This window comes from Duodenibacillus massiliensis (assembly GCF_900128485.1).
GTDB lineage: Bacteria > Pseudomonadota > Gammaproteobacteria > Burkholderiales > Burkholderiaceae_F > Duodenibacillus > Duodenibacillus massiliensis.
Genome location: NZ_LT635859.1, coordinates 1 through 23,797, shown reverse-complemented (window position 1 = coordinate 23,797; position 23,797 = coordinate 1). Strand labels below are relative to the sequence as shown.

The 23,797-nt window shown below is 55.1% G+C and carries 31 protein-coding genes and 1 pseudogene; 30 read left to right on the top strand and 2 right to left on the bottom strand.

Features of this window, described 5'->3' with window-relative positions:
• The 7 genes from BQ7486_RS11590 to BQ7486_RS03095 form a co-directional block, all read left to right on the top strand.
• A partial coding sequence (locus tag BQ7486_RS11590) for a hypothetical protein (RefSeq protein WP_162272230.1) occupies nucleotides 1-307 on the top strand: 307 nt, incomplete at its 5' end.
• A gap of 177 nt (nucleotides 308-484) precedes the next feature.
• Nucleotides 485-1,321, top strand: coding sequence for a PHP domain-containing protein (locus BQ7486_RS03120; RefSeq protein WP_022373345.1), 837 nt, complete (start codon nucleotides 485-487; stop codon nucleotides 1,319-1,321).
• Between the two features lie 17 nt (nucleotides 1,322-1,338).
• The gene (locus BQ7486_RS03115) at nucleotides 1,339-2,190 is read left to right on the top strand and encodes a transporter substrate-binding domain-containing protein (RefSeq protein WP_074008940.1); all 852 of its coding nucleotides are present in this window, start codon (nucleotides 1,339-1,341) and stop codon (nucleotides 2,188-2,190) included.
• Nucleotides 2,190-2,969: an amino acid ABC transporter permease gene (locus BQ7486_RS03110; RefSeq protein WP_074008939.1), complete on the top strand. Its 780-nt coding sequence runs from the start codon at nucleotides 2,190-2,192 to the stop codon at nucleotides 2,967-2,969. The genes BQ7486_RS03115 and BQ7486_RS03110 overlap by 1 nt, the downstream gene beginning before the upstream one ends.
• Nucleotides 2,959-3,696, top strand: a complete 738-nt coding sequence (locus BQ7486_RS03105) for an amino acid ABC transporter ATP-binding protein (RefSeq protein WP_074008938.1) — start codon at nucleotides 2,959-2,961, stop codon at nucleotides 3,694-3,696. Before BQ7486_RS03110 ends, BQ7486_RS03105 begins: the two co-directional genes overlap by 11 nt.
• 94 nt (nucleotides 3,697-3,790) lie before the next feature.
• A complete protein-coding gene (locus BQ7486_RS11585; protein WP_143183019.1) occupies nucleotides 3,791-3,979 on the top strand; it encodes a phage major tail tube protein in 189 nt (62 codons plus the stop codon).
• A 46-nt stretch (nucleotides 3,980-4,025) separates the two neighbouring features.
• The gene (locus BQ7486_RS03095; RefSeq protein ID WP_074008649.1) at nucleotides 4,026-4,406 is read left to right on the top strand and encodes a hypothetical protein; all 381 of its coding nucleotides are present in this window, start codon (nucleotides 4,026-4,028) and stop codon (nucleotides 4,404-4,406) included.
• Between the two features lie 137 nt (nucleotides 4,407-4,543).
• Here BQ7486_RS03095 and BQ7486_RS03090 read toward each other — a convergent pair whose 3' ends face one another.
• Nucleotides 4,544-4,729 carry a hypothetical protein gene (locus tag BQ7486_RS03090; RefSeq protein ID WP_022373339.1) on the bottom strand — a complete coding sequence of 62 codons (186 nt, stop codon included), beginning with the start codon at nucleotides 4,727-4,729 and terminating at the stop codon, nucleotides 4,544-4,546.
• Nucleotides 4,730-4,876: 147 nt separating this feature from the next.
• Here BQ7486_RS03090 and BQ7486_RS03085 point away from each other — a divergent pair, with 147 nt between their 5' ends.
• The 22 genes and pseudogenes from BQ7486_RS03085 (at nucleotide 4,877) to BQ7486_RS02970 (ending at nucleotide 22,114) form a co-directional block, all read left to right on the top strand.
• Nucleotides 4,877-7,141 carry a phage tail tape measure protein gene (locus tag BQ7486_RS03085; RefSeq protein ID WP_162272229.1) on the top strand — a complete coding sequence of 755 codons (2,265 nt, stop codon included), beginning with the start codon at nucleotides 4,877-4,879 and terminating at the stop codon, nucleotides 7,139-7,141.
• Nucleotides 7,142-7,150: 9 nt separating this feature from the next.
• Nucleotides 7,151-7,366 (top strand): tail protein X, encoded by a 216-nt coding sequence (locus BQ7486_RS03080; protein ID WP_074008932.1) that lies wholly within the window; start codon nucleotides 7,151-7,153, stop codon nucleotides 7,364-7,366.
• The gene (locus BQ7486_RS03075; protein WP_074008935.1) at nucleotides 7,366-8,340 is read left to right on the top strand and encodes a phage late control D family protein; all 975 of its coding nucleotides are present in this window, start codon (nucleotides 7,366-7,368) and stop codon (nucleotides 8,338-8,340) included. Before BQ7486_RS03080 ends, BQ7486_RS03075 begins: the two co-directional genes overlap by 1 nt.
• Nucleotides 8,285-9,235 (top strand): annotated as a pseudogene (locus BQ7486_RS12185) (phage late control D family protein); the annotation flags it as partial. The gene BQ7486_RS03075 and the pseudogene BQ7486_RS12185, both read left to right, overlap by 56 nt.
• Nucleotides 9,236-9,282: 47 nt before the next feature.
• Nucleotides 9,283-10,371 carry a phage tail tape measure protein gene (locus tag BQ7486_RS03065; protein ID WP_074008933.1) on the top strand — a complete coding sequence of 363 codons (1,089 nt, stop codon included), beginning with the start codon at nucleotides 9,283-9,285 and terminating at the stop codon, nucleotides 10,369-10,371.
• Between the two features lie 9 nt (nucleotides 10,372-10,380).
• Nucleotides 10,381-10,596: a tail protein X gene (locus BQ7486_RS03060; protein ID WP_074008932.1), complete on the top strand. Its 216-nt coding sequence runs from the start codon at nucleotides 10,381-10,383 to the stop codon at nucleotides 10,594-10,596.
• Nucleotides 10,596-11,681 carry a phage late control D family protein gene (locus tag BQ7486_RS03055; protein WP_084765617.1) on the top strand — a complete coding sequence of 362 codons (1,086 nt, stop codon included), beginning with the start codon at nucleotides 10,596-10,598 and terminating at the stop codon, nucleotides 11,679-11,681. Before BQ7486_RS03060 ends, BQ7486_RS03055 begins: the two co-directional genes overlap by 1 nt.
• A gap of 1 nt (nucleotide 11,682) precedes the next feature.
• Nucleotides 11,683-12,417 (top strand): phage baseplate assembly protein V, encoded by a 735-nt coding sequence (locus tag BQ7486_RS03050; protein WP_074008931.1) that lies wholly within the window; start codon nucleotides 11,683-11,685, stop codon nucleotides 12,415-12,417.
• A 12-nt stretch (nucleotides 12,418-12,429) separates the two neighbouring features.
• Nucleotides 12,430-12,831, top strand: a complete 402-nt coding sequence (locus tag BQ7486_RS03045) for a phage tail protein (protein ID WP_074008930.1) — start codon at nucleotides 12,430-12,432, stop codon at nucleotides 12,829-12,831.
• Nucleotides 12,831-13,160, top strand: coding sequence for a GPW/gp25 family protein (locus BQ7486_RS03040; RefSeq protein WP_074008929.1), 330 nt, complete (start codon nucleotides 12,831-12,833; stop codon nucleotides 13,158-13,160). The genes BQ7486_RS03045 and BQ7486_RS03040 overlap by 1 nt, the downstream gene beginning before the upstream one ends.
• Complete coding sequence (locus BQ7486_RS03035) at nucleotides 13,160-14,296, top strand: baseplate assembly protein (protein WP_074008928.1); 1,137 nt, start codon at nucleotides 13,160-13,162, stop codon at nucleotides 14,294-14,296. The genes BQ7486_RS03040 and BQ7486_RS03035 overlap by 1 nt, the downstream gene beginning before the upstream one ends.
• A gap of 2 nt (nucleotides 14,297-14,298) precedes the next feature.
• On the top strand, nucleotides 14,299-14,979 hold the full coding sequence (locus BQ7486_RS03030; protein ID WP_074008639.1) for a phage tail protein I: 681 nt from the start codon (nucleotides 14,299-14,301) through the stop codon (nucleotides 14,977-14,979).
• Nucleotides 14,980-14,981: 2 nt separating this feature from the next.
• Entirely contained in the window at nucleotides 14,982-15,842 is an 861-nt protein-coding gene (locus BQ7486_RS03025; protein WP_074008927.1) for a phage tail-collar fiber domain-containing protein, read from the top strand.
• Nucleotides 15,839-16,432 carry a phage tail-collar fiber domain-containing protein gene (locus BQ7486_RS03020; RefSeq protein ID WP_074008926.1) on the top strand — a complete coding sequence of 198 codons (594 nt, stop codon included), beginning with the start codon at nucleotides 15,839-15,841 and terminating at the stop codon, nucleotides 16,430-16,432. The genes BQ7486_RS03025 and BQ7486_RS03020 overlap by 4 nt, the downstream gene beginning before the upstream one ends.
• A complete protein-coding gene (locus BQ7486_RS03015; protein WP_074008925.1) occupies nucleotides 16,392-16,592 on the top strand; it encodes a hypothetical protein in 201 nt (66 codons plus the stop codon). The genes BQ7486_RS03020 and BQ7486_RS03015 overlap by 41 nt, the downstream gene beginning before the upstream one ends.
• 148 nt (nucleotides 16,593-16,740) lie before the next feature.
• Entirely contained in the window at nucleotides 16,741-17,310 is a 570-nt protein-coding gene (locus BQ7486_RS03010) for a hypothetical protein (protein ID WP_074008924.1), read from the top strand.
• 347 nt (nucleotides 17,311-17,657) lie between these two features.
• Nucleotides 17,658-18,209, top strand: a complete 552-nt coding sequence (locus tag BQ7486_RS03000) for a hypothetical protein (RefSeq protein WP_074008631.1) — start codon at nucleotides 17,658-17,660, stop codon at nucleotides 18,207-18,209.
• Nucleotides 18,210-19,247, top strand: a complete 1,038-nt coding sequence (locus BQ7486_RS02995; protein WP_074008923.1) for a hypothetical protein — start codon at nucleotides 18,210-18,212, stop codon at nucleotides 19,245-19,247.
• Nucleotides 19,247-19,519, top strand: a complete 273-nt coding sequence (locus BQ7486_RS02990) for a hypothetical protein (protein WP_074008632.1) — start codon at nucleotides 19,247-19,249, stop codon at nucleotides 19,517-19,519. The genes BQ7486_RS02995 and BQ7486_RS02990 overlap by 1 nt, the downstream gene beginning before the upstream one ends.
• Before the next feature lie 11 nt (nucleotides 19,520-19,530).
• A complete protein-coding gene (locus tag BQ7486_RS11390; RefSeq protein WP_084765615.1) occupies nucleotides 19,531-20,436 on the top strand; it encodes a phage tail protein in 906 nt (301 codons plus the stop codon).
• A gap of 1,103 nt (nucleotides 20,437-21,539) precedes the next feature.
• Complete coding sequence (locus BQ7486_RS02975) at nucleotides 21,540-21,842, top strand: hypothetical protein (protein WP_143183017.1); 303 nt, start codon at nucleotides 21,540-21,542, stop codon at nucleotides 21,840-21,842.
• A complete protein-coding gene (locus tag BQ7486_RS02970; protein ID WP_074008920.1) occupies nucleotides 21,842-22,114 on the top strand; it encodes a hypothetical protein in 273 nt (90 codons plus the stop codon). Before BQ7486_RS02975 ends, BQ7486_RS02970 begins: the two co-directional genes overlap by 1 nt.
• Nucleotides 22,115-22,212: 98 nt before the next feature.
• On the opposite strand, the gene BQ7486_RS02965 is transcribed toward BQ7486_RS02970, so the two are convergent.
• The gene (locus BQ7486_RS02965) at nucleotides 22,213-23,211 is read right to left on the bottom strand and encodes a tyrosine-type recombinase/integrase (protein WP_074008919.1); all 999 of its coding nucleotides are present in this window, start codon (nucleotides 23,209-23,211) and stop codon (nucleotides 22,213-22,215) included.
• 173 nt (nucleotides 23,212-23,384) lie between these two features.
• Between BQ7486_RS02965 and BQ7486_RS02960 the strand changes: the two genes are divergently transcribed.
• Nucleotides 23,385-23,797 (top strand): phage holin family protein (locus BQ7486_RS02960; RefSeq protein ID WP_143183016.1); only part of this gene is annotated, 413 nt, incomplete at its 3' end.

Here is a 23,797-nt window from a genome sequence, read left to right as displayed (position 1 = left end):
TGCGGATCCCGCCACTGACAGCTACGATCTGAAGGCTGAGCAATCAGCGCTTGCGAGGCACAAACAAGTCTCAGGGAACGCCGGATCGATAGTGCAGTACAAACCAGCGAATCGGCAAGACGAAGCAGTCCTTCGCCGGAACCGACGGATCGAGCTGATGAAGCCCGTCCCCGTAGAGCGGTTGCGTTTTAAATGTTCCTGTGGTGCAGGGGACGCCCGGGCAGAGGAGGCCTTAAAACCTTTGCCTGTTGCGGGAAAGCCTGCACCGTGTCAGGGAACCCCGCGCTTTCAAGCGCGGGTTGTTTAGCTGAACGATGCAGTGACTGATAAAGGTCCAGTATCAGATCTGTTGACTCTTTTTCGGGATTGTTTCGGACTGCAAATCCGAAGCGGCAGAAAGCCTGCGGATTGCCATAATTTCGTGCAATGAAGATGCCGCTGCAGATGGAGTCCTTTGCCGTGCCTGCAGCGAAGGAGAAACCAAGTGACCATTGATCTGCACATGCATTCCACCGCAAGTGACGGGACGTTAAGCCCGACGGAACTGATGCGCTTTGCCGCGGAGTGCGGCTGCAATACCGTGGCGCTCACTGATCACGATACGGCGGCGGGAGTGTCTGAGGCGCGCTCCGAGGCTCACCGTCTCGGTATCCGCTTTATTGCAGGCATTGAAGTGTCGTCTCTTTGGGGCGGGCGTTCGATTCACGTGGTGGGGCTCGGCATTGATGACACGAACCCGGTTCTTACGCGTAAGGTCAGAGAATTTGAAGTGAGCCGCACGCGGCGCGCTGCACAGATTGCAGAAAAACTTGCGGCCCTCGGAATCCCCGGAATGCTTGAAAAGGCAACGGCCTTTGCGGAAAACAAACTGAACGTCTCGCGCGTGCATTTTGCGCTGGCACTCTTAGAAGCCGGTGCCGTGAAAAACCAGCAGGAAGCCTTTGACCGGTATCTAGGGGACGGAAAACCCGCTTACATCATGGCCCCGTGGCCGACGGTAGCTGAAGCGGTTGACCTTATTCACACCGCTGGCGGTATTGCCGTGATGGCGCACCCGGGCCGCTATCACTTTAAAAATGACTGGACGGTGGACGAACTCATGAAGGACTTTGCCGCAGCCGGGGGCGAAGCCGTGGAAGTGATCAGCGGCAGTCAGCAGCCTGACTTTACGCCGCGGTGCCTCGCGTGGGCGAGGGAGTACAAGCTCCTCGTTTCCACGGGCTCGGACTTTCACAGTAAAACCGGAACGCGCCCGATGCCCGGCACGCAGGGGCAACTGCCTGCGGGTTACACTTCGGTGCTTTCAAAATTAACGAATTAAAAACAGGGAGTAGGAAAATGACGCATTTAAAGAGCGTACTGTGTGCCGCCGCCGTGGGGCTCGTGCTTACCGTAACGGGGTGCTCGGATAAAACGTCCGACGCGCAGTCTCAGGCCAAGGCCGACACGATGGAGAAGGCGGTTCTTACCGTCGGGATGGAACTCGCATATCCCCCGTTTGAGGGAAAAGACGCCGCGGGTAACCCCGCCGGCGTGAGCCCGGACTTTATGAAGGCTTTCGGTAAAGCCGTCGGTAAAGAAATCAAGATTGAAAACATTGCCTTTGACGGTCTGATTCCGGCCCTTGTGACCGGCAAGGTCGACATGGTGATGAGCTCCATGACGATTACGGACGCCCGCAAAAAGACGGTGGATTTTTCAGCGCCCTACGCTAACGCGATGCTTGCGATTCTCACGAATAAAGCGGCCAATATCCGCTCAATTGACGATCTCAACCAGTCGGGCCGCAAGATTGCCGCCAAGATCGGTTCCACCGGTTACCTCTACGCCCAAAAGCACCTCACCAAGGCTACGGTGACGGCGCTCGCGGATGAAAGCGCCTGTGTGATGGAAGTGGCTTCGGGCCGCGCTGACGGCTTTTTGTACGATCAGCTCACCATTTACCGCAACCATATGAAAAATCCGGATACAACGGCCGCGGTCTTTATTCCCTTCCAGAAAGTGGAACCCTGGGGTGTGGCGGTGCGTAAGGGCGATGAAAAACTTGTGAAGGCCTTAAACACCTTCATTGAAAACTACCGTAAGGAAGGCGGCTTTGAAAATCTCACCGAAAAGCACCTTGCAGCCGAAAAGAAAGCCTTTGATGCCTACGGCTTTAAGTGGTTTTTTGACATGACACCCGCTAAGTAATGCTTGCCTTTTTCAGAACCCGTCCGGACGAAAAAACGCCGCCCGCCAAAGCCGCGGTCAGTCTCGTGATTGCCGCGGCCCTTATCGTCGGTTTTTTCTGGTTGTCGCTCTCGCGGATCGACTACCGGCCGGACTTCTCGTTTCTGCCGGAATTTAAAATCCGCATCTGGGATGGGTTTTGGCTTACGGTGGCCGTGAGCCTGGCGAGCATGGTGGTCTCGCTCCTGCTTGGCTCGCTTGCAGCGGGCGGCGAGATGAGCCGGTGGCTGCCGCTCAGATACCTGAGCCGCGCCTACGTGGTCTTTATCCGCGGCACGCCCCTCATCATGCAGATCTACCTCTTCTTTTATCTGGTGGGGACGGCCTGGGGCGTGGAAAACCGGTTTTGGGCGGGTGTAATCATTCTGTCGGTCTTTCAGGGGGCGTATATCTCGGAAATCCTCCGCGGAAGCTTTAATTCGATTGAGGCGTCGCAATTGGAAAGCGCAAGGGCCGTGGGATTTTCGCCCGTGCAGACACTCAGGTTTGTGATCATTCCGCAGATGACGGCAAGAACGCTGCCGGCTTTGGCCGGGCAATTTGCCTCCGTCATCAAGGACTCATCGCTTCTTTCGATGATTTCTGTCACTGAACTCACGCAGACCATGCGCGAAATCAGTGCCGTGAACTTAAACCTTGTGGAGTGCTATCTCTTTTTGGGTGTTCTCTACCTGATTCTGACGTTGCCTGTCGTGCTTGTGAGCAACCTGCTTGAAAAGAGGTTCCGGTATGAAGCTTGAGATCTCGTACCTCACGAAGTCTTTTGCCGCAGACGCGCCGGTTCTTTCCGACATCAGTTTTTCAGCCGAAACTTCCTCGCTTGCGTTAATCGGGTCCTCGGGTGGAGGGAAGTCAACACTGCTGCGCATTATCGGGGGGCTCATCAGTGCTGAAACCGGCACCGTGACCGTAAACGGCCGCACGTTGGGTCACGATGAAAAGGCGCTTGCCGGCTGGCGTCGCAGCATCGGTTTTGTCTTTCAGCAGGGAAGCCTCTTTAAACACATGACGGCTCTGGAAAACGTGGCGCTTCCGCTGCGTGAAGTGCACGGCGTGCAAAAAGAGGAGGCCGAACACCGCGCCATGGAGCTTCTCACGCGCTTTGGGTTGGCTGATCACGCCTTAAAGCGTCCCGCGGAACTCTCCGGCGGCCAGCAGCAAAGAACCGCCATTGCGCGCGCCCTCGCGCCCAATCCGGGGCTGCTTCTGTTAGACGAACCGACAAGTGCTCTCGATCCCGAGTACACCTCGGAAGTGCTGGACGTTGTGGATGAACTGAGGGCCGAAGGCGTGGAATTCATTATCGTCACGCACGAGATGGGGTTTGCCAGGCGCGCCTGCGAAACGACGGCCTTTTTGTATCAGGGAAAGATTTTGGAAGCCGGGTTAAGCGCTGAGCTTTTTGAGCGTCCGAAGACCGCGGAACTCAAGAAGTTTTTGGGGCGGATTCTGGAGTGGAATGCGTAGTAAGAAGGCATGCCTGTTGTGCCTCTTGCGTTTCCTGTTCCAATTTCACACGGGTGGGAATCATTAGTTTGGCCGTACGGGCCTCGCCAAGGGATTGAACCGCAAATGCCATGGCGCGTGCGAGCGTCAGGCCTTCATTAGATGTCATACTAACTTTCGCCACCCCTTCAAGCTTTATGTGGACGGCAAGGCCGCGATTGAAATCGACAAGTTCAACTATGTGGCTAAGTTCGGCGACACAGACATTCTGTCGTCCGTCCGCGGCGATCTGGGACTGAACTGATGAGACAAGATATCCCCGGCCAGTCCGGGGATGAGGAGACGTGACAATGAGCAATGTGGTGCACAAGCTTTTAAGGCCGGTAAAGTTTGAAGACAAGACTTACGAAATGATCCCGTTGGATCTGGACTCGTTGAGCGGTCGCGATATCAAGGAAGCAAAAAAGGAGTTTGAACTCGCCAATCCTCAAAAGGTGTCCTTTGTGTTGTCGGCTGATTCTGATTTTGCATCTTATCTGGCGGCCAGAGCTTCTAAGTTGCCGGTGGAGCTTTTTGACTACATTCCGGCTCCGGATTATGTCGTCATCACGCAGACGGTGATTAATTTTTTGCTCTTGTCGGGTTTCGGAGAGGTCGAGGCCCGAATAATTCAGCAGGCCAAGGATCGGGTAACGACAGAGCAGCAGGCGGTGACATTGACGAAGGAATAAAAAACCTGATGCGCTGCTGTTTCAGATTGGCTGCATCAGGTGCCGGAGGAAGTGCTGCTGAGTGGTTTGAGCGGCCGATTACGGAGCTTTATGAGTGGTGTGAGGCTGTTGCGGATGAGTTGAAAGTCCGAAAGTAGTTACTTGATGAAGTAGGTCACATAAAAAATGATGCCGGCACCAAAGCAGACAGCAAAGAGCAGAAAAATTCCCAGCAATTTAAGCACGGCACCGATCAGATCCATCGCGTCGGAAAAGGGGGTTCTGGCGAGTTCCTGGATCTCTATGGGAAGTTCAGGGTTTGTTGAAGCGCTGTTGTAAAACATTGTGTGTCTCCATACTCCTCTTAAGCAATTTTATTGATTTTTGGTTGAAATATGGCGAATGAATACGAAATTTTGTTTCGCTTGCAATCGAAATACAGCAGCCAATTCGCAACGGATTTCAGTAAGGCAGCTGCAAATACCCAAAATTTGTCTGAAAAAACAGCAGAACTCAATAAAACGAGTAAAGACATCAGAGGGTTGATTGCTGCCAGGGAACGGGCAAAAGCGGCTGCGGCAGAGTTCTTCCGCTGTAAGGCTGCTGTTGATAGTCTGAGTAAAGCAGTTGCCGGAACGAAATCGCCGTCAACAGAAATGCTGAAGGCTTTGTCTGAGCAGCAGGAAAAGCTCAGAAAGGCGAAGAGGGCGCTTGATGCTCAGAAAGACAGTGTCCGCAAGGGGAATGCTGCCCTGTCTCAATACGGTAAGACGACAAAGGATTTGGCGCAGTCACAAGCGCAAATGGAGCAGGCGGTTGTAAGGTTGACTGCGGCTCGCCGCAGGTTACTGTTGGTAGAGGCAAAACAGCTGAAGGCAGGACAGCGCATGCAAGCGAGCGCGGACTTGGCAGTTTCTTCTGTTGTGATGATGCAGTTCGTCGGAGAAAAGGCTGTTCATGCCCTGTCTGCGCCTGTTAAGGCGGCCATGAGTATGCAGGATGCTATGGCCGATATTGCGAAAGTTGTGGATTTCGATGATCCTCAGGGACTTGCGAAAATGCAGACGACTTTGGAAAAAATGAGTCTGTCTATCCCGGTGACTGCAGAAGGATTAGCGCAGATTGCGGCAGCGGCCGGACAGTCCGGCGTTGCGGCAGGTGAGCTGGCTGCCTTTACTGAACAAGCGGCAAAAATGGGCGTGGCTTTTGACATGACAGCGGCCGATGCCGGTGAAATGATGGCGAAGTGGCGTTCTGGTATGCAGCTGACGCAGGATCAGACGGTGGCCCTGGCGGATGCGACGAATGCTCTGAGCAATGCAAACGCGGCTCAGGCTAAACAGATCGGAGAAACACTGCAGCGGTATGGTGCTTTGGGAAAGGTTGCAGGGTTGACGGAAACACAGACGGCCGCTCTTGCTGCCACAGTCATCAGCTCAGGGGCTGAAGCCGAGGTGGCAGCCACGGGTATCAACGCATTCATGCGTGCTCTGACCCGTGGCGGGGGTATGACGGATCTTCAGGCTGCCGCATTCGGTAACGTCGGGTTTGATCCGATTCAGCTGCAAAAGCAGATTCAGAAGGATGCCCCGAAAGCCATCATGGATGTGCTCAACGGCATCAAGGTGAAGATTCCCAAAGAGCTTCAGATGCAGTATCTCACCGCAATGTTTGGGGATGAAGGTGCTCGGGCGCTTGGTCCGATGCTGGCAAACACGGAACTGCTGGCGAAAAACTTCGAGTTGGTGGCTAAGCGGGAGAACTACTCCGGATCAATGCTCGGTGAATTTGAGGCTCGAATGAAAACGACCTCAAATGCTTTGGAACTGGCCGGCCATGCGATCAGTTATGTCAGCGGGGCTGTGGGTGCGCCGTTACTGGAACCCCTGCGGACGACAATGCTTGAGTTTGTCCGAATGGGCGAGGTGGTCGGTGATTGGGTTTCGCGAAATCAGACCCTCGTTTCAGGATTGATGACGGCGGGTGGTGCTGCCTTGACAACTGTGATGGCGTTTCATGCAATACGTATGGCTGTGGGGCTGATTTTTGCTCCGATTTTTGCTGCTTCAAAGGCTGTATTGGCTGTCAGGACATCCATGCTTACTGGCGGAGCGGCAGCAAAAGTATGGTCTGTAGCCTGCGCCGGAGCCGGGGTTGTTGCCAAGGGGTTGACGTTGGCGGTCAAGGGGCTTGGCATTGCTCTGCGCTTTATGTGCGCTAATCCCATAGGTCTTGCTGTCACAGCAATTGCCGGCCTTGTGGCCGCCGGTATTGCCCTTTATAAAAACTGGGATACCGTCAAGGCATACATGACGCAGACCTGGAACACCATTGCAGCGGCTGCTAAGGGGCCGATTAACTCGGTGATCGGGATGATCAATTCGCTCATCGGTGCAATCAACAGCCTGCTCTCGTTTAAGGCGCCGGACTGGGTTCCAGGCCTCGGCGGAAAGTCGTTGTCTGTGGACATTCCGAAGGTTCCCCTGCTTGCTGAGGGCGGCATCGCTACGGGGCCGACCCTGGCAATGGTTGGCGAAGGCAAAGAATCTGAGGCCATCCTTCCGCTCTCGCGCTTGCCGGAAGTGGCCGGTAATGGGCCGGCGTCCATCAATGTGAACTTCGCGCCGGTCATCAATGTATCCGGCGGCAAAGATGCATATGAAGGGGTGCGCCGCGGGTTGACCGAGGGCAGCAAGAGTCTGAAGCAGGATCTGCAGCGCCTTATGGCGGAAGAACGGAGACTCTCATTTTCCTAAGGAGCTTTAATGACGGAGTATGTCACCAAACAGGGCGACACCTGGGATGCGATAGCAAAGCGCCTCTATGGGGATGAGCGTTTTCTGGATGTTCTCATCCGGGCCAACATAAACCACAGGAAGACTGTGGTTTTTTCGTATGGGAAGCGGCTGGCAGTGCCGGAGATCAACACGCAGTCGGCGGCATACGAGCTCAACCTTCCGCCTTGGAAAAGGAGGCGCTGATGGAACCGCTGCAGACAAGACTTCGGTTGCTTTTTTCTGCATCGAAAACGGACGTGACGGAGGATCTGATGCCGGATCTTCTTTCCTTTTCCTATACCGACAAAGAGAATGCCGAGGCCGATGAGGTGACGTTGACGCTCATGGACCCGGACGGGAAGTGGGCATCGCAGTGGAAGCCTGACGGCGGCGAGGTGGTTCAGGCTTTTTTGTCTGCCGGAACTGTTCTTATTCCCGGCATTGAGCTCGCATGCGGTACTTTTTACGCAGATACGCTGCGGGTGTCCGGATCGCCCAGAGTATTCGAAATGAGGGCGGTGTCGGTGCCTATGAATAAGCCGATTCGCCGCAGACTACGAACCCGGGCCTGGGAGAAGACAACGCTCAAAGCGATTGCCGGATCAATTGCAGGTGAGGCTGGTGTGGGGCTTCTCTTTGATACGCAGACGGATCCGGAGTACGACAGGCAGGATCAGTCAAAAGAGAGTGATCTTGCGTTTTTGGTGAGGCTTACAGATGAAGCGGGCTTTTCCCTGAAGGTCACAGATGATCAGATTGTGGTGTTTGATCAGGCGGCTTACGAAAAGAAAGCGCCGGTTGAAACGCTCGTGTTGGGCACATCGCAGGTCATTTCTTGGGAATTTGAGAGTGCTCAGAGCGAGTCATACCGCACCTGTACGGTGTCCTACCGGGACCCGAAACAGAAAACCAAGCAAAAGGCGGGCGGTTATGACTTCAACCTGCGACCGGTATCCGGGAAAAGCACAAATCCGGCAGTGATGACCTACACGGCCACCGATCCGGATGCCGATCCGAACGGGCAGGAGTATGCCCTCAAGCGCCGGGCTNCTGATGGAACCGCTGCAGACAAGACTTCGGTTGCTTTTTTCTGCATCGAAAACGGACGTGACGGAGGATCTGATGCCGGATCTTCTTTCCTTTTCCTATACCGACAAAGAGAATGCCGAGGCCGATGAGGTGACGTTGACGCTCATGGACCCGGACGGGAAGTGGGCATCGCAGTGGAAGCCTGACGGCGGCGAGGTGGTTCAGGCTTTTTTGTCTGCCGGAACTGTTCTTATCCCCGGCATTGAGCTCGCATGCGGTACTTTTTACGCAGATACGCTGCGGGTGTCCGGATCGCCCAGAGTATTCGAAATGAGGGCGGTGTCGGTGCCTATGAATAAGCCGATTCGCCGCAGGCTACGAACCCGGGCCTGGGAGAAGACAACGCTCAAAGCGATTGCCGGATCAATTGCAGGTGAGGCTGGTGTGGGGCTTCTCTTTGATACGCAGACGGATCCGGAGTACGACAGGCAGGATCAGTCAAAAGAGAGTGATCTTGCGTTTTTGGTGAGGCTTACCGATGAAGCGGGCTTTTCCCTGAAGGTCACAGATGATCAGATTGTGGTGTTTGATCAGGCGGCTTACGAAAAGAAAGCGCCGGTTGAAACGCTCGTGTTGGGTACATCGCAGGTCATTTCTTGGGAATTTGAGAGTGCTCAGAGCGAGTCATACCGCACCTGTACGGTGTCCTACCGGGACCCGAAACAGAAAACCAAGCAAAAGGCGGGCGGTTATGACTTCAACCTGCGACCGGTATCCGGGAAAAGCACAAATCCGGCAGTGATGACCTACACGGCCACCGATCCGGATGTCGATCCGAACGGGCAGGAGTATGCCCTCAAGCGCCGGGCTAAGTCCCTTGAGGAGGCAAAGCGCCTTGCAACGGCAAAGTTGCGCAGCCTCAACAAACGTCGGGTGACGGGGCGGATTTCAGTTATTGGCGATGTCATGCTTGTGGCCGGTGCCGTTGTTGAGTGCAGCGGCTTCGGCAGCTTTGACGGGAACTTCATCATCGAAGAAGCAGTGCATTCGCTGGATTCGTCCGGCTACAGAACGGACATTNTCTCACCGCAATGTTTGGGGATGAAGGTGCTCGGGCGCTTGGTCCGATGCTGGCAAACACGGAACTGCTGGCGAAAAACTTCGAGTTGGTGGCTAAGCGGGAGAACTACTCCGGATCAATGCTCGGTGAATTTGAGGCTCGAATGAAAACGACCTCAAATGCTTTGGAACTGGCCGGCCATGCGATCAGTTATGTCAGCGGGGCTGTGGGTGCGCCGTTACTGGAACCCCTGCGGACGACAATGCTTGAGTTTGTCCGAATGGGCGAGGTGGTCGGTGATTGGGTTTCGCGAAATCAGACCCTCGTTTCAGGATTGATGACGGCGGGTGGTGCTGCCTTGACAACTGTGATGGCGTTTCATGCAATACGTATGGCTGTGGGGCTGATTTTTGCTCCGATTTTTGCTGCTTCAAAGGCTGTATTGGCTGTCAGGACATCCATGCTTACTGGCGGAGCGGCAGCAAAAGTATGGTCAGTAGCCTGCGCCGGAGCCGGGGTTGTTGCCAAGGGGTTGACGTTGGCGGTCAAGGGGCTTGGCATTGCTCTGCGCTTTATGTGCGCTAATCCCATAGGTCTTGCTGTCACAGCAATTGCCGGCCTTGTGGCCGCCGGTATTGCCCTTTATAAAAACTGGGATACCGTCAAGGCATACATGACGCAGACCTGGAACACCATTGCAGCGGCTGCTAAGGGGCCGATTAACTCGGTGATCGGGATGATCAATTCGCTCATCGGTGCAATCAACAGCCTGCTCTCGTTTAAGGTGCCGGACTGGGTTCCCGGCCTCGGCGGAAAGACGTTGTCTGTGGACATTCCGAAGGTTCCCCAGCTTGCTGAGGGCGGAATCGCAACGGGGCCGACCTTGGCAATGGTTGGCGAAGGTAAAGAGTCTGAGGCCATTCTTCCGCTCTCCCGTTTGCCGGAAGTGGGAGGCAAGGGGCCGGCGTCCATCAATGTGAACTTCGCGCCGGTCATCAATGTATCCGGCGGCAAAGATGCATATGAAGGGGTGCGCCGCGGGTTGACCGAGGGCAGCAAGAGTCTGAAGCAGGATCTGCAGCGCCTTATGGCGGAAGAACGGAGACTCTCATTTTCCTAAGGAGCTTTAATGACGGAGTATGTCACCAAACAGGGCGACACCTGGGATGCGATAGCAAAGCGCCTCTATGGGGATGAGCGTTTTCTGGATGTTCTCATCCGGGCCAACATAAACCACAGGAAGACTGTGGTTTTTTCGTATGGGAAGCGGCTGGCAGTGCCGGAGATCAACACGCAGTCGGCGGCATACGAGCTCAACCTTCCGCCTTGGAAAAGGAGGCGCTGATGGAACCGCTGCAGACAAGACTTCGGTTGCTTTTTTCTGCATCGAAAACGGACGTGACGGAGGATCTGATGCCGGATCTTCTTTCCTTTTCCTATACCGACAAAGAGAATGCCGAGGCCGATGAGGTGACGTTGACGCTCATGGACCCGGACGGGAAGTGGGCATCGCAGTGGAAGCCTGACGGCGGCGAGGTGGTTCAGGCTTTTTTGTCTGCCGGAACTGTTCTTATCCCCGGCATTGAGCTCGCATGCGGTACTTTTTACGCAGATACGCTGCGGGTGTCCGGATCGCCCAGAGTATTCGAAATGAGGGCGGTGTCGGTGCCTATGAATAAGCCGATTCGCCGCAGGCTACGAACCCGGGCCTGGGAGAAGACAACGCTCAAAGCGATTGCCGGATCAATTGCAGGTGAGGCTGGTGTGGGGCTTCTCTTTGATACGCAGACGGATCCGGAGTACGACAGGCAGGATCAGTCAAAAGAGAGTGATCTTGCGTTTTTGGTGAGGCTTACAGATGAAGCGGGCTTTTCCCTGAAGGTCACAGATGATCAGATTGTGGTGTTTGATCAGGCGGCTTACGAAAAGAAAGCGCCGGTTGAAACGCTCGTGTTGGGTACATCGCAGGTCATTTCTTGGGAATTTGAGAGTGCTCAGAGCGAGTCATACCGCACCTGTACGGTGTCCTACCGGGACCCGAAACAGAAAACCAAGCAAAAGGCGGGCGGTTATGACTTCAACCTGCGACCGGTATCCGGGAAAAGCACAAATCCGGCAGTGATGACCTACACGGCCACCGATCCGGATGTCGATCCAAACGGGCAGGAGTATGCCCTCAAGCGCCGGGCTAAGTCCCTTGAGGAGGCAAAGCGCCTTGCAACGGCAAAGTTGCGCAGCCTCAACAAACGTCGGGTGACGGGGCGGATTTCAGTTATTGGCGATGTCATGCTTGTGGCCGGTGCCGTTGTTGAGTGCAGCGGCTTCGGCAGCTTTGACGGGAACTTCATCATCGAAGAAGCAGTGCATTCGCTGGATTCGTCCGGCTACAGAACGGACATCAGTTTGAGGCGTGTGAACAACGCGTATTGAGATGGGACTTTTTGAACACTCCGCGCTGCCGGAAAAGATTAATGACCTGATCCGGATCGGAGAGGTTTCAAGTATCAACCCGAAAAAGGGAACGGCCCGCGTGGTTTTTGACGATGATGACGGTACGGTTTCTTTTGACCTGCCGATTCTGCAGCGCAACACCTTTGCCACGAAGGACTTCAACAGCGTCAATGTCGGCGAGGATGTGCTCTGCCTTTTCCTGCCGACGGGGCCGGAGGAAGGCTTCATTATCGGGAGTTTTTACGCGGGTGAAATTGAACTTCCGGAAAGCGATGAGAACAAGCGCACGACGTTGTTTAAAGACGGGACGCGCATTTCCTACGATATGGCAGCCCACGTGCTGACGGCGATTATCGAAGGCACGGTGCTGACGGCGGACCGAAAGAACGTATCGGCCACAGTTCCGGAAGCTGTGATGGTGACCTGTAAAACGGCCACGGTGAAGGCGTCCATGCTGGTGACGGTTGATACGCCTGAGACACATGTCACCGGAAACTTGATGGTTGACGGAGCGCTCACGGTGAAGAAGTTGATTACCGGCCAGGGTGGCTTTGCGATTTCCGGCGGCAGCGGAGCGACCGCCAAGGTTGAGGGTTCGCTTGAAACAACTGGCGATGTGAAGTCTGACGGTGACGTGACCGCGGGCAAGATCAGTCTGAAGAATCACACGCACAAGGAACAAGGGGACGGCGCAGAGACGTCCGGGCCCCATTAAGGAGCTTAAAAGATGAGCAAGCTGATGCCCGTTCTGGGGGTGTTCGGTACGGTCCCTTTTATTTGTGCTTTTGACAAGGTGTTCACTTTTAAGGATTTGGCGAGAAGCCGCTCGGTGAGGTGGGCAAAGCACGATGTCATCGGGCAAAAGCCGGTACTTGAATGGATCGGCCCGGAACTTGACCGCATCAGCCTGCGGCTGCGGTTTGATACGTCACTGAACGTTCCGCCGCTCTTGGGGCTCACGATGTTAAAGCGCCTGACGGACGGGCATGAGTCCCATGTTCTGGTGATCGGTGGTGAGTATCTCGGGCGATTTGTGATTGAGTCCGTTTCGGAAGAGCGGCGTTTCCACACCGGAGCGGGTGTCTGCATTGTGGCTGAAGCGTCGGTTGAATTGTCGGAGGTGGTCTGATGGCTTATGCAGTGACTGCGGTGAGGGATGTGAGCTTTCAGCCGTCTTCTGAGCGTGAAGAAATCCTGCAGAACGTGCGCACCATCCTGGCAACACGCAAGGGCAGTGTCCCGCTGGACCGTGATCTGGGGATCTCATGGGAGCATCTGGATAAACCGTATCCGGTGGCACGCAGCCTGATGACAGCGGCGGTGATTGAGGCAGTTGAGTCCTATGAGCCGCGCGTTCGCGTTGAATCGGTTGAGTTTGAAGGGACGGAACCAGAAGCCATGGACGGCCTGATCAGGCCGCGGGTGATTGTTTCCATCTTGAACGAGGGAGAAGAGTGATGGCAGAAAGTTTTCCGCGCTGGAATCTGCCGGCGGTTGAGTTCCTGACAACGGATGCCGAAAGCATCAAGTCTGAGATTCTGACGAAGTACCAGGAGATTACCGGGCGAAGCCTTGCAGCCGGGGATCCGGTGAGACTTTTTCTGCTCAGTATTGCCGACATTCTCATCCAGCAGCGTGCGGCGGTGAACACGGCGGCACAGCAAAATCTTCTCTCTTACGCACAGGGTGAGTATCTGGATGCCTTGGGGAGCTACCTTTCGGTGAAACGTCTGGCGGAAAGCAGCGCCAAAACCACGATCCGCTTCAGGTTGGCTCAGGCCTTGGCAAACATTTATGAGATCCCAGAGGGCTTTGAGGTGACAAATGGTGTGGTGACGTTTGCTACGGACAGTGCTCTTGCAATCCCTGCAGGAAAACTTGAAGGTGAAGTAACGGCTACCTGCACGCAGTCCGGTACTGTCGGGAACGACTACCTGGCAGGCCAGATTTCGACCATGGTTATTCCGTCCGTTTTTGTGGCTTCTGCTGAAAACATCACGATTACGACCGGCGGGGCCGATGCTGAAAGTGACGCAGAGTTTGCCGAGCGTGTGCGGCTCGCGCCAAACAGTTTTTCTGTAGCCGGCCCCAGCAAGGCCTACATCTATCACGCAAAGTCGGTGAGCTCTGCGGTGATTGACGTGTCGGTTGTGTCTCCGGTGCCGGGGGAAGTAGATGTCTACCCGCTACTGGAGGGAGGCGTGCTTCCCACTGAAGAAGTTCTTGCGCAGATTCGCGACTACCTGAGCTCCGACACGATCAGGCCGCTCACTGACTACGTTCAGGTACTTTCGCCCGAGGCGGTCCCCTATGAGATCGTGCTGCATTACTGGATCCTTGATGAGGACAAGCCCAAGGCGCAGTTCATTCAGAAGGCTGTGAATGAGGCAGTTGAAAGCTACCGCGTATGGCAGCAGTCAAAGATCGGACGTGACATTTTGCCCGGGCGTCTGGTGGCGGCTGTGATCAATGCCGGTGCTGCCCGCGTGGATGATTCGAGCATGCAGCCGTCTTCGTTTGTGCAACTCACCGGCAGCAAGGTAGCGCAGTGCACCAAGGTAACGGTTGTTTATGAAGGCACAAAGGCGGAATAGCGATGGCAATTGAACTGGAAAAAGTGGTTCTGGATGACCTGTTGCCGGATTCGATTGCAAAGGATGAGGGCGTTGCTGCTGCGGCCAAGGCCATTGATCCGCAACTTCAGATTGCTTCGGGGTTTGTGGATATTCCGTCGATCTACGTTTCGATTGACCGTCAGTCGAGCACGGCCCTGGATCATCTTGCAACACAGTATGACGTTTCGGTGTGGCGCGACACATGGCCTTTGGCCGTTAAGCGCAGTGTGCTGAAAACGGCCATTGCCGACAAACGGCGAAAGGGAACGGTAGAGGCGGTCAAACAGGCGCTTGCGTCTGTTTCTTCTGCGGCTGTTATCCGGGAGTGGTGGCAGAAAACGCCGAAGGGAGAGCCACATACGTTTGAGATCGTGGCAACTCAGGCTGACGTCGAGGGAACTATTGACGTTGAGATGCAGGAAGACATTGTGTCTCTGGTTGATGACGCAAAACCCCTGCGAAGTCATTACACCCTGACGATTCAGCAGAACGCCAAGGGCGGAATCAATGCGGCGGCGTACCTGAGACCGCTTGTCCTTGCGCAGATTTATCCCACGGACGCATCGGAAGTCAGGTCTTCCGGAACGGTTGGAATTGTTGCTGCAGTGCGACCGCTTATTAAGCGGCGGCTGGTGCTGGCGGCAGAGGAGAGTCGAAAGTGAAAATGGTCGTGACCAAGGTCGGACGACAGGCCATTGTTAATGCCGGGCAGACCGGGACGAATGCCGTGACGATCAGCCACATTGGCGTGGGCGCGGGGAAATACACCCCCTCCGAGTCGCAGACGGCGCTCACGGAGGAAATCAAGCGGTTGCCGATCATCGAGAGCGGCGGCACAGGAGACGGTGCCATCCATGTAGCGATGCAGGATGCCGATGCTCAGGCCTATACGGTTTATGAGGTCGGCATTTTTCTTGCCGACGGAACGCTTTTTGCGGTTTGTTCGCAGACAGAGCCCGTGGTTCAGAAAACGAAGGCAACGGAACTGTTGCTGGCTCTTGACGTGACGTTTGCCGATGTGGACGTGAAGTCGATCCAATTCGGGGACGTGAGTTTCGGCAACGCGGCTGCTACTACGGCTAACGCCGGTGTTGTCCAGCTTGCAACGGACGATGAGGCAAAGGCAGGAACGGACTCTCAGAAGGCTCTGACGCCTGCGGCGATGACAGCGGTTACTGCAACCACTGAAAGGCGCGGCCTCATTGCTCTCATTACGACGGTCGAGGCCGTTGAGGGCACAGACGATCAGAAGGCTGTTACGTCAGTAGCGCTTAAGGCGGCAGTTGATGCGAGAGCTGCAAGCCTGGCTGAGGTGCTCAGGGGCATTTCTGCCGACAAGTTCATTACGCCTTCGGTGCTCCGGCAGGTGACGGCAACGAACGGCCGTCTGGGGCTTGTTGAGCTTGCGACAGAAGAAGAGGCTGTGAGAGGTATTGACGAAACACATGTGCTGACGCCGGCCACTGCCGCGGCTTTGTTTGCGCGTCTGATTAATGATTGGGCTGCTGGGAAGGGAGGTGAATGATGGCTGCGGCAAGTATGTTGATTACCCAGGCAGGTCTTGCTGAGATCATTAACGCGGAGCAAAACGGTACAACTCCGGTGGTGCTCACACAGGTCGCTTTCGGAACAGGCCAGTATGAGGCATCTGTCGGAACGACGGCCCTTGAGGCTGAATTTAAGCGCCTCACAGCGATTGCCGGCGGCGCTATCGGCGATAACCGCCTGCATGTGTCGGTTCGTGATGACAGCGCGGATGCTTACACGGTTTATGAGGTCGGTATCTACACGGATTCCGGAACGCTCTTTGCCGTCTGCTCCCGGGCCGTGCCGATCATCCAGAAGGCTTCGATTGCTGAGGCCTTTATGGCGATTGATCTGGAGCTCACGAACATCAATCCGGATTCTGTCACGATTGGGGATACGAACTTCCAGCTTAACGGTGCAACCACCACCAAGCGCGGCATTGTCGANCTGATTTTGACCTGGGGAGCATTGCCTGATGAATTACCGGAAGACCGTTTACTGGGGGACTTCTTCCAAGATTGCCTCAACGGCCGCTACGGCGGGCGTTATGGCGATCAACACGGACACCAAGCGGGTGCATGTGTTTGACGGGAAGACCAAGGGCGGTCATCCGGGGGCTCTGCTGTCGGAACTTCAGGCGGCTGAAAAACGAATTAAGGTTTTGGAGGCCGCCTCGAATCTGACGGTAAAGGCTTTTGGAGATTCCCTTGAAAGACCGGCGGACAAGCCGACTTATGGGTTAACCTGAAGGAGTTTCTGATGTTGATGCAGAGAGACGTCTGCCTGGTCTCAAAGGATCCGAAGACCGGGACGACGACAATTGATATGCCGATCACGCGCATCGGCAATGTGGAAGATGCCGCGAAAGTGGCAACGAGCGGGAATTATTCGNCTTTATGGCGATTGATCTGGAGCTCACGAACATCAATCCGGATTCTGTCACGATTGGGGATACGAACTTCCAGCTTAACGGTGCAACCACCACCAAGCGCGGCATTGTCGAGCTTGCAACGGACGCAGAGACCGTTGAGGGCCGTGACGGCTCACGCGTGGTAACTCCGGCGGGGCTCAAAACGCTGACTTCGACTGATGCAAGACGCGGTCTCATTGAGATTGCAACAGATGCTGAGGTTACTGCCGGTGCGGATAAAGAACGGGCGGTGACGCCTTATGGCCTTACCAAGCGGACGGCCACAAAAGACCGAACGGGTATGGCAGAGCTTGCGACACCGGAGGAGGTTGTGGCTGGTGAGGACGATTCGCGCATCGTGACGCCGGCAGGGCTCAAGTCGCTGACGTCCACACAGTCACGGGCCGGACTCATTGAGATCGCCTCGACCGAGGAAACGCTAGCCGGAAGTGATGCAACAAGAGCTGTGACGCCTTCCGGTGTGGCTGCGCTTCGTCATGGGAACGGCGAGAGAAGTGTTCGTGCTGACGGTAAGCCGACCTATGGTCTGACGTAGTGAGGGCTTAATCGTGACGGCAAGATTTAACTTCGAGATTTGGCGCGGGACGGATGCTGATTACGTTTTAGCCCTCAGGGACGGTCGCGGACCGATGGATCTGACAGGGTTTGAGGCCGATATGCAGATCCGCAGCGCAGAGGATGATACGTGGCTTGACTCTCTGAAGACCTCCGATGAGCGTCTTGTCATTGAAGACGGAGGGCGCATACGAATGACCTTCCCGCGGGGAATTACGGCCGAGTACACACCCGGCCGTTTTTATTGGGACTTACTCATTGAATCACCGGACGGTCGCCTGACACGGGTGATTGACGGTTGGATTTGTGTTCATTCGGGGGTGAGACGTGTTTGACGGAAACAGAAAAACCGGGATCGCGCCGGCGGACTTTGTTCTGCGCAAGTGCTTTCCCGGTCAGGTCAGGCCGCAGCATTCACCGGATGTGGTGGTTGTTGAGGTTCCCGGCATTCAGGGGCCGGCCGGAGCAAAGCACGGGGTGCTTTTTACGGAGCAAAACCTGACTGAGGAACAAAAGGAACAGGCCCGGAAGAACATCGGCGCGGTGTCGCTCTTGCAGTCGATTGAGATCCAGGGCTTCTCCGTCCGCTGGTGCGGGCGGGTGCTGGAGGCTTCAAGTGCAGGGAATCTCCTGGACGAACTTGAGCCAAAGAAAAACGTGCGCGAAGGCGATTCTGTGATTGACGCATCGCGCAATCTTTATCAGATCGTCCGGATTGATCAGGCGGCGGGGACATATTCGATTACGAAGTCGCTTGCGCGTCTGGGCGTTTTGGACTACCGGGAGTTAAGCAACCTCCCGCATCTCGGGAAGCTTTCAGAGCTTGACTATGTAGGCCGGACCGAGCTTTCTACTTCAATTGATTTGGGGAATATTTAAATGGCTGAACCGATTCAGATTCAACAATTGGGCGGTACCACTGAGCAGCTTGCCGGCTTTACCGGTAAGGACAAGGTCATTGTCATCAATACGGATACACACCGTCTGCACATTCAGGACGGCAAGACTCCGGGCGGTCTGCCGGGTGCGTTGCTGAAGGATGTCACCGACGTCCAGAAGGATACCGAGACCAACGCTGCGGCCATTGCGGCGTTGCAGAAAAAGACTGATGCTATGCAGACTACGTTGGACGGCAAACCCAACATCGATGATACGGCCAAGGCTGCCAACAAGGTCTACAGCTCTCAGAAGACAGAAGATTTGGTGACGCAGGCCAAACAGCAGGTTAAGAATGATCTGCTTAACGGTGTCGGCGCTGAGATGGATACGCTCAAGGAAGTTGCGGATGCCATCAAGAACAACAAGGACGCTCTCACGGCCTTGCAAACAGTTGCCGGCAAACATGTGAGTTATGAGGCACAGCAGCTCACGAGCGAACAGAAGACGCAGGCCCGCACGAATATTGATGCCGTGTCGAGCGCACAGCTTTCTGCAAAGCTCAACGGGACCGTGCTCAAGGCGGGAGCTGCTGCCGAAGGTGGCGGCAGCGAAGCAATCGGCCTGAACAGTCTCACAGACGAAGGAGAGTTTATTGTCCCGACGGCAAAGGATCGCCCCAGTGGTGTCTCTGACACGTATCAGAACCTTCAGGTCTCTGTGCGTAGAAGCGGATCTGTGATTCTGCAAGTTATCCGCGGTGTTGACGGTGATCAGGGACGCGTCTTTATGCGTACCGGTACGGCTGCCGGCGGCGGGACTGTGACGTGGGTTGCGTGGGCGGAGGTTGGCGCAAGACAGGATCTGTCCGGATATGCGACCAAGAAAGAACTGCAGGCCACGGACAAGAAGTCGCAGCAGGGTATCAATGATGCCAAGACGGCCAATGACGCCATTGCAGCTTTGGGGGCTTTGGCGCACAAGAGTCAGATTTCTCCTGCTGACCTGGCAACTGATTTTGACCTGGGGAGCATTGCCTGATGAATTACCGGAAGACCGTTTACTGGGGGACTTCTTCCAAGATTGCCTCAACGGCCGCTACGGCGGGCGTTATGGCGATCAACACGGACACCAAGCGGGTGCATGTGTTTGACGGGAAGACCAAGGGCGGTCATCCGGGGGCTCTGCTGTCGGAACTTCAGGCGGCTGAAAAACGAATTAAGGTTTTGGAGGCCGCCTCGAATCTGACGGTAAAGGCTTTTGGAGATTCCCTTGAAAGACCGGCGGACAAGCCGACTTATGGGTTAACCTGAAGGAGTTTCTGATGTTGATGCAGAGAGACGTCTGCCTGGTCTCAAAGGATCCGAAGACCGGGACGACGACAATTGATATGCCGATCACGCGCATCGGCAATGTGGAAGATGCCGCGAAAGTGGCAACGAGCGGGAATTATTCGGATTTGAGCGGCACTCCGAAGTCGCTGAAAAATCCTCAGGCGCTTACTTTGCAGATCGGCGGTGTGACGAAGGTGACGTATGACGGGAGCAATAAGGCTACGTATAACGTAACGCTTCCGAAGATTCCGACGAGCCTCAAGAGTCCGTATGCACTGACGATTAAAAGAAATGGCACGAAGCTGGGGGATTATGACGGCGGCAAGGCGGTCGCAGTCGACATTCAGCAGAAAAAGCTCACTGTCAATGTGAACGGCGTAAAGGTCGGCGAATACAACGGTGATGTCGATCAGGTGATTGACATCACAGTGAGCGAAGGGGCTCAGCCCGGTGATTACAAAATGATTGCCGGCAGCACGATCCCTGACGGTTGGCTTTTATGTAACGGTGCAGCGGTCTCCAGAACGACCTATGCAAAGTTGTTTGCAGCTATCGGTACCCGGTATGGATCGGGCAACGGCTCTACCACGTTTAATTTGCCTAATTTCAATGGTAGGCATGTGTTGGGCACAACCAACACGGGAAACCTCGGTAGCTACGTAAGTGCTGGGTTACCGGACATAACCGGAGAATTTCCGAATAATGACGCCGAGTATGACAAATATTACGCAGGAGCTTTTTGGACAGGCACTCCATTTGAAGGAGGTTATAGCGATCAACTTCCCGCAGGAGGAAAGACCGGCCGATTTAAAGCATCGTGGGCCAATTCCATTTATGGATATAACTCAGACGTTTTGGTTGATGCGCTTTATGTCTTAATAATAATTAAAACGTAAACGGCATCCACGGTTACTCCGGAGTAGATGCGGCCATAAGTCGCTACTGATCGTGAGGCTCTGAATGACCTCCATAACGAGTGGTATACCCCGCCTGCATAATTTGACGAACCTTCACCGGAACTATCAGCAAAAGCCCCGGCTATCGCTCCTGTCTGATTAAGTCCAGATATAAGGCTCCCTGTTAATGTCCGGACATGTCCGGTGCCTAAACTGTCTATAAATCATCAGAAGATAGGGGGCTGAATACTGGTGGCTGCCCCCTGTGGTTTGGGCTAAGACTTTTCTTTGGCCTCCTCATTGTCGCTGATAATGTGTGGAAGAAGACCGGCTCTCAGGGCACAGCCGTATACATAAGAGCACCACGCGTTNTTACTCATTGAATCACCGGACGGTCGCCTGACACGGGTGATTGACGGTTGGATTTGTGTTCATTCGGGGGTGAGACGTGTTTGACGGAAACAGAAAAACCGGGATCGCGCCGGCGGACTTTGTTCTGCGCAAGTGCTTTCCCGGTCAGGTCAGGCCGCAGCATTCACCGGATGTGGTGGTTGTTGAGGTTCCCGGCATTCAGGGGCCGGCCGGAGCAAAGCACGGGGTGCTTTTTACGGAGCAAAACCTGACTGAGGAACAAAAGGAACAGGCCCGGAAGAACATCGGCGCGGTGTCGCTCTTGCAGTCGATTGAGATCCAGGGCTTCTCCGTCCGCTGGTGCGGGCGGGTGCTGGAGGCTTCAAGTGCAGGGAATCCNCGCGGAGCAAAACGGTACAACTCCGGTGGTGCTCACACAGGTCGCTTTCGGAACAGGCCAGTATGAGGCATCTGTCGGAACGACGGCCCTTGAGGCTGAATTTAAGCGCCTCACAGCGATTGCCGGCGGCGCTATCGGCGATAACCGCCTGCATGTGTCGGTTCGTGATGACAGCNGAAAACGCCGAAGGGAGAGCCACATACGTTTGAGATCGTGGCAACTCAGGCTGACGTCGAGGGAACTATTGACGTTGAGATGCAGGAAGACATTGTGTCTCTGGTTGATGACGCAAAACCCCTGCGAAGTCATTACACCCTGACGATTCAGCAGAACGCCAAGGGCGGAATCAATNGTGATTCTGCAAGTTATCCGCGGTGTTGACGGTGATCAGGGACGCGTCTTTATGCGTACCGGTACGGCTGCCGGCGGCGGGACTGTGACGTGGGTTGCGTGGGCGGAGGTTGGCGCAAGACAGGATCTGTCCGGATATGCGACCAAGAAAGAACTGCAGGCCACGGACAAGAAGGCGCAACAGGGTATCAATGATGCCAAGACGGCCAATGACGCCATTGCAGCTTTTGGGGCTTTGGCGCACAAGAGTCAGATTTCTCCTGCTGACCTGGCAACTGATTTTGACCTGGGGAGCATTGCCTGATGAATTACCGGAAGACCGTTTACTGGGGGACTTCTTCCAAGATTGCCTCAACGGCCGCTGCGGCGGGCGTTATGGCGATCAACACGGACACCAAGCGGGTGCATGTGTTTGACGGGAAGACCAAGGGCGGTCATCCGGGGGCTCTGCTGTCGGAACTTCAGGCGGCTGAAAAACGAATTAAGGTTTTGGAGGCCGCCTCGAATCTGACGGTAAAGGCTTTTGGAGATTCCCTTGAAAGACCGGCGGACAAGCCGACTTATGGGTTAACCTGAAGGAGTTTCTGATGTTGATGCAGAGAGACGNCCAAACTGTCTATAAATCATCAGAAGATAGGGGGCTGAATACTGGTGGCTGCCCCCTGTGGTTTGGGCTAAGACTTTTCTTTGGCCTCCTCATTGGCGCTGATAATGTGTGGAAGAAGACCGGCTCTCAGGGCACAGCCGTATACATAAGAGCACCACGCGTCCATGACGGGGCGTCTTGCCTCCAAATAATCAGACCTTTGGTAAGCGCGTGAAACTTGACTCCCGGACACGTGAGAGAGGCATGATTCCGCAACTTCAAACGGGATGGCGTGGTCTGCCAGCCAGCTCCTGGCGATTGACCGCAGTCCGTGAGCAACGAGTTTTCCTGAAAGGGTTGTCTGATGAAGGTACTTGGCAAGCTTCTGGCTTGACATGTGCTCGTTTGGCCGCATGCCTGAAAAGACAAAGGCATTTTTCGGGTGAGGTGAGAGTTTGTGTTCCTCCGCCAGTAGACGGAGCATGAAATTTGTTAGTGGAACCCTGTGAGGCCGGCGCTTTTTCATCTGGTCTCCGGGAATGGTCAGCGTTTCGTCTTTAATCCAGTCTTTCCTGAGCTTTGCAGTTTCGCCTGGCCGCAGCATTGAGCATAGCGACCAAAGAAACAAGATTTGTAGCCTGGTCGGGGCGGCGGCTATGACAGCCATGATGGATTCGAGCTCCTGCCATGGAAGGGCCGGCATGGGGCGAGTGACTGGCGGGGCGAAGATGCGGTTTAGGCGATCAATTGGATTGTGCTGAATGTAGCCGGCACATACCGCTAAGTCGAGGATTTCGCGCACCCGCATGATGACGCGCTTGAGTGTTGCTCTGTGTCCGGCGGTTTCAATTGGCCGAACGATTTGGATCATGAGCGGCGCGGTGATTTCGTCAATTTGGCGATTCCCCAAAGGACCAATGACGTACTTCTCGAGCCTTCGTCGTTCGTCAGCGTAGCTCGTGATTCTCCCCTTTTTTAAATTGCACCATAAGTGGAAAGCATCTTTGAGGGTGTAGCCAAGAGGCGGCTCCTGGCCCAGCTCTTTCCGCTTTCTGCGGGCGATTTGCTTTGCTTCGGCCAGGGACATTTCAGGGAAGTGGCCGATANAGCCGGGCCTGGCGGGAATACTGCTCGGGCCAGCGGCTCTGGCCAAAGCGGCTGATCGATGCCCTGCTGTGGTTCGACAAGAACCACTGCGAAGAGTCGTGGAAGAGCGAAAAGGGCCGGCGGCAATTCCCGCCGGATCTGCGGGAGTGATTTATGCCGGAGAGGATGCACATGACGCCGGACTTTTTGCCTGTTGGCACAGAGAAAATACTTGCCGCGGCCGTGGGCGCCCTCACCGGCGCTCTTTCGTTTTTCTTCGGTCTCGATACCAAGCCGCTCATCATATGGCTCGCGATCTTTGTCGGAGCAGACCTTGTGACGGGCATGGCGGCCGCGTTCGTCAAACGCGACTTTGAGAGCCGGATCGTGTCTCATGGGCTTTTGAAAAAGGGCCTGATGTTTGTTGTCGTGGGCTTTGCGCACGGCCTTGACGTGCAGTTTGCCTACACGCTGGGCTATCTCGCTGTGTTCCAAGGCATTGTCATCGCGGCCTACGGCTTCACAGAACTCATGAGCATCATCGAGAACCTCGATCGCATGGATCTCGGCGGATGCATCCCTCCGAT

Excerpts from the sequence above, each read along its gene's own strand:
- BQ7486_RS03115 (WP_074008940.1), top strand. The coding sequence starts at position 1,339 with ATGACGCATTTAAAGAGCGTACTGTGTGCCGCCGCCGTGGGGCTCGTG.
- BQ7486_RS03110 (WP_074008939.1), top strand. The coding sequence starts at position 2,190 with ATGCTTGCCTTTTTCAGAACCCGTCCGGACGAAAAAACGCCGCCCGCC.
- BQ7486_RS03105 (WP_074008938.1), top strand. The coding sequence starts at position 2,959 with ATGAAGCTTGAGATCTCGTACCTCACGAAGTCTTTTGCCGCAGACGCG.
- BQ7486_RS03095 (WP_074008649.1), top strand. The coding sequence starts at position 4,026 with ATGAGCAATGTGGTGCACAAGCTTTTAAGGCCGGTAAAGTTTGAAGAC.
- BQ7486_RS03090 (WP_022373339.1), bottom strand. The coding sequence starts at position 4,729 with ATGTTTTACAACAGCGCTTCAACAAACCCTGAACTTCCCATAGAGATC.
- BQ7486_RS03080 (WP_074008932.1), top strand. The coding sequence starts at position 7,151 with ATGACGGAGTATGTCACCAAACAGGGCGACACCTGGGATGCGATAGCA.
- BQ7486_RS03065 (WP_074008933.1), top strand. The coding sequence starts at position 9,283 with ATGTTTGGGGATGAAGGTGCTCGGGCGCTTGGTCCGATGCTGGCAAAC.
- BQ7486_RS03060 (WP_074008932.1), top strand. The coding sequence starts at position 10,381 with ATGACGGAGTATGTCACCAAACAGGGCGACACCTGGGATGCGATAGCA.
- BQ7486_RS03055 (WP_084765617.1), top strand. The coding sequence starts at position 10,596 with ATGGAACCGCTGCAGACAAGACTTCGGTTGCTTTTTTCTGCATCGAAA.
- BQ7486_RS03050 (WP_074008931.1), top strand. The coding sequence starts at position 11,683 with ATGGGACTTTTTGAACACTCCGCGCTGCCGGAAAAGATTAATGACCTG.
- BQ7486_RS03045 (WP_074008930.1), top strand. The coding sequence starts at position 12,430 with ATGAGCAAGCTGATGCCCGTTCTGGGGGTGTTCGGTACGGTCCCTTTT.
- BQ7486_RS03040 (WP_074008929.1), top strand. The coding sequence starts at position 12,831 with ATGGCTTATGCAGTGACTGCGGTGAGGGATGTGAGCTTTCAGCCGTCT.
- BQ7486_RS03035 (WP_074008928.1), top strand. The coding sequence starts at position 13,160 with ATGGCAGAAAGTTTTCCGCGCTGGAATCTGCCGGCGGTTGAGTTCCTG.
- BQ7486_RS03030 (WP_074008639.1), top strand. The coding sequence starts at position 14,299 with ATGGCAATTGAACTGGAAAAAGTGGTTCTGGATGACCTGTTGCCGGAT.
- BQ7486_RS03025 (WP_074008927.1), top strand. The coding sequence starts at position 14,982 with ATGGTCGTGACCAAGGTCGGACGACAGGCCATTGTTAATGCCGGGCAG.
- BQ7486_RS03015 (WP_074008925.1), top strand. The coding sequence starts at position 16,392 with ATGGCGATCAACACGGACACCAAGCGGGTGCATGTGTTTGACGGGAAG.
- BQ7486_RS03010 (WP_074008924.1), top strand. The coding sequence starts at position 16,741 with ATGGCGATTGATCTGGAGCTCACGAACATCAATCCGGATTCTGTCACG.
- BQ7486_RS02995 (WP_074008923.1), top strand. The coding sequence starts at position 18,210 with ATGGCTGAACCGATTCAGATTCAACAATTGGGCGGTACCACTGAGCAG.
- BQ7486_RS02990 (WP_074008632.1), top strand. The coding sequence starts at position 19,247 with ATGAATTACCGGAAGACCGTTTACTGGGGGACTTCTTCCAAGATTGCC.
- BQ7486_RS11390 (WP_084765615.1), top strand. The coding sequence starts at position 19,531 with ATGTTGATGCAGAGAGACGTCTGCCTGGTCTCAAAGGATCCGAAGACC.
- BQ7486_RS02970 (WP_074008920.1), top strand. The coding sequence starts at position 21,842 with ATGAATTACCGGAAGACCGTTTACTGGGGGACTTCTTCCAAGATTGCC.
- BQ7486_RS02965 (WP_074008919.1), bottom strand. The coding sequence starts at position 23,211 with ATGTCCCTGGCCGAAGCAAAGCAAATCGCCCGCAGAAAGCGGAAAGAG.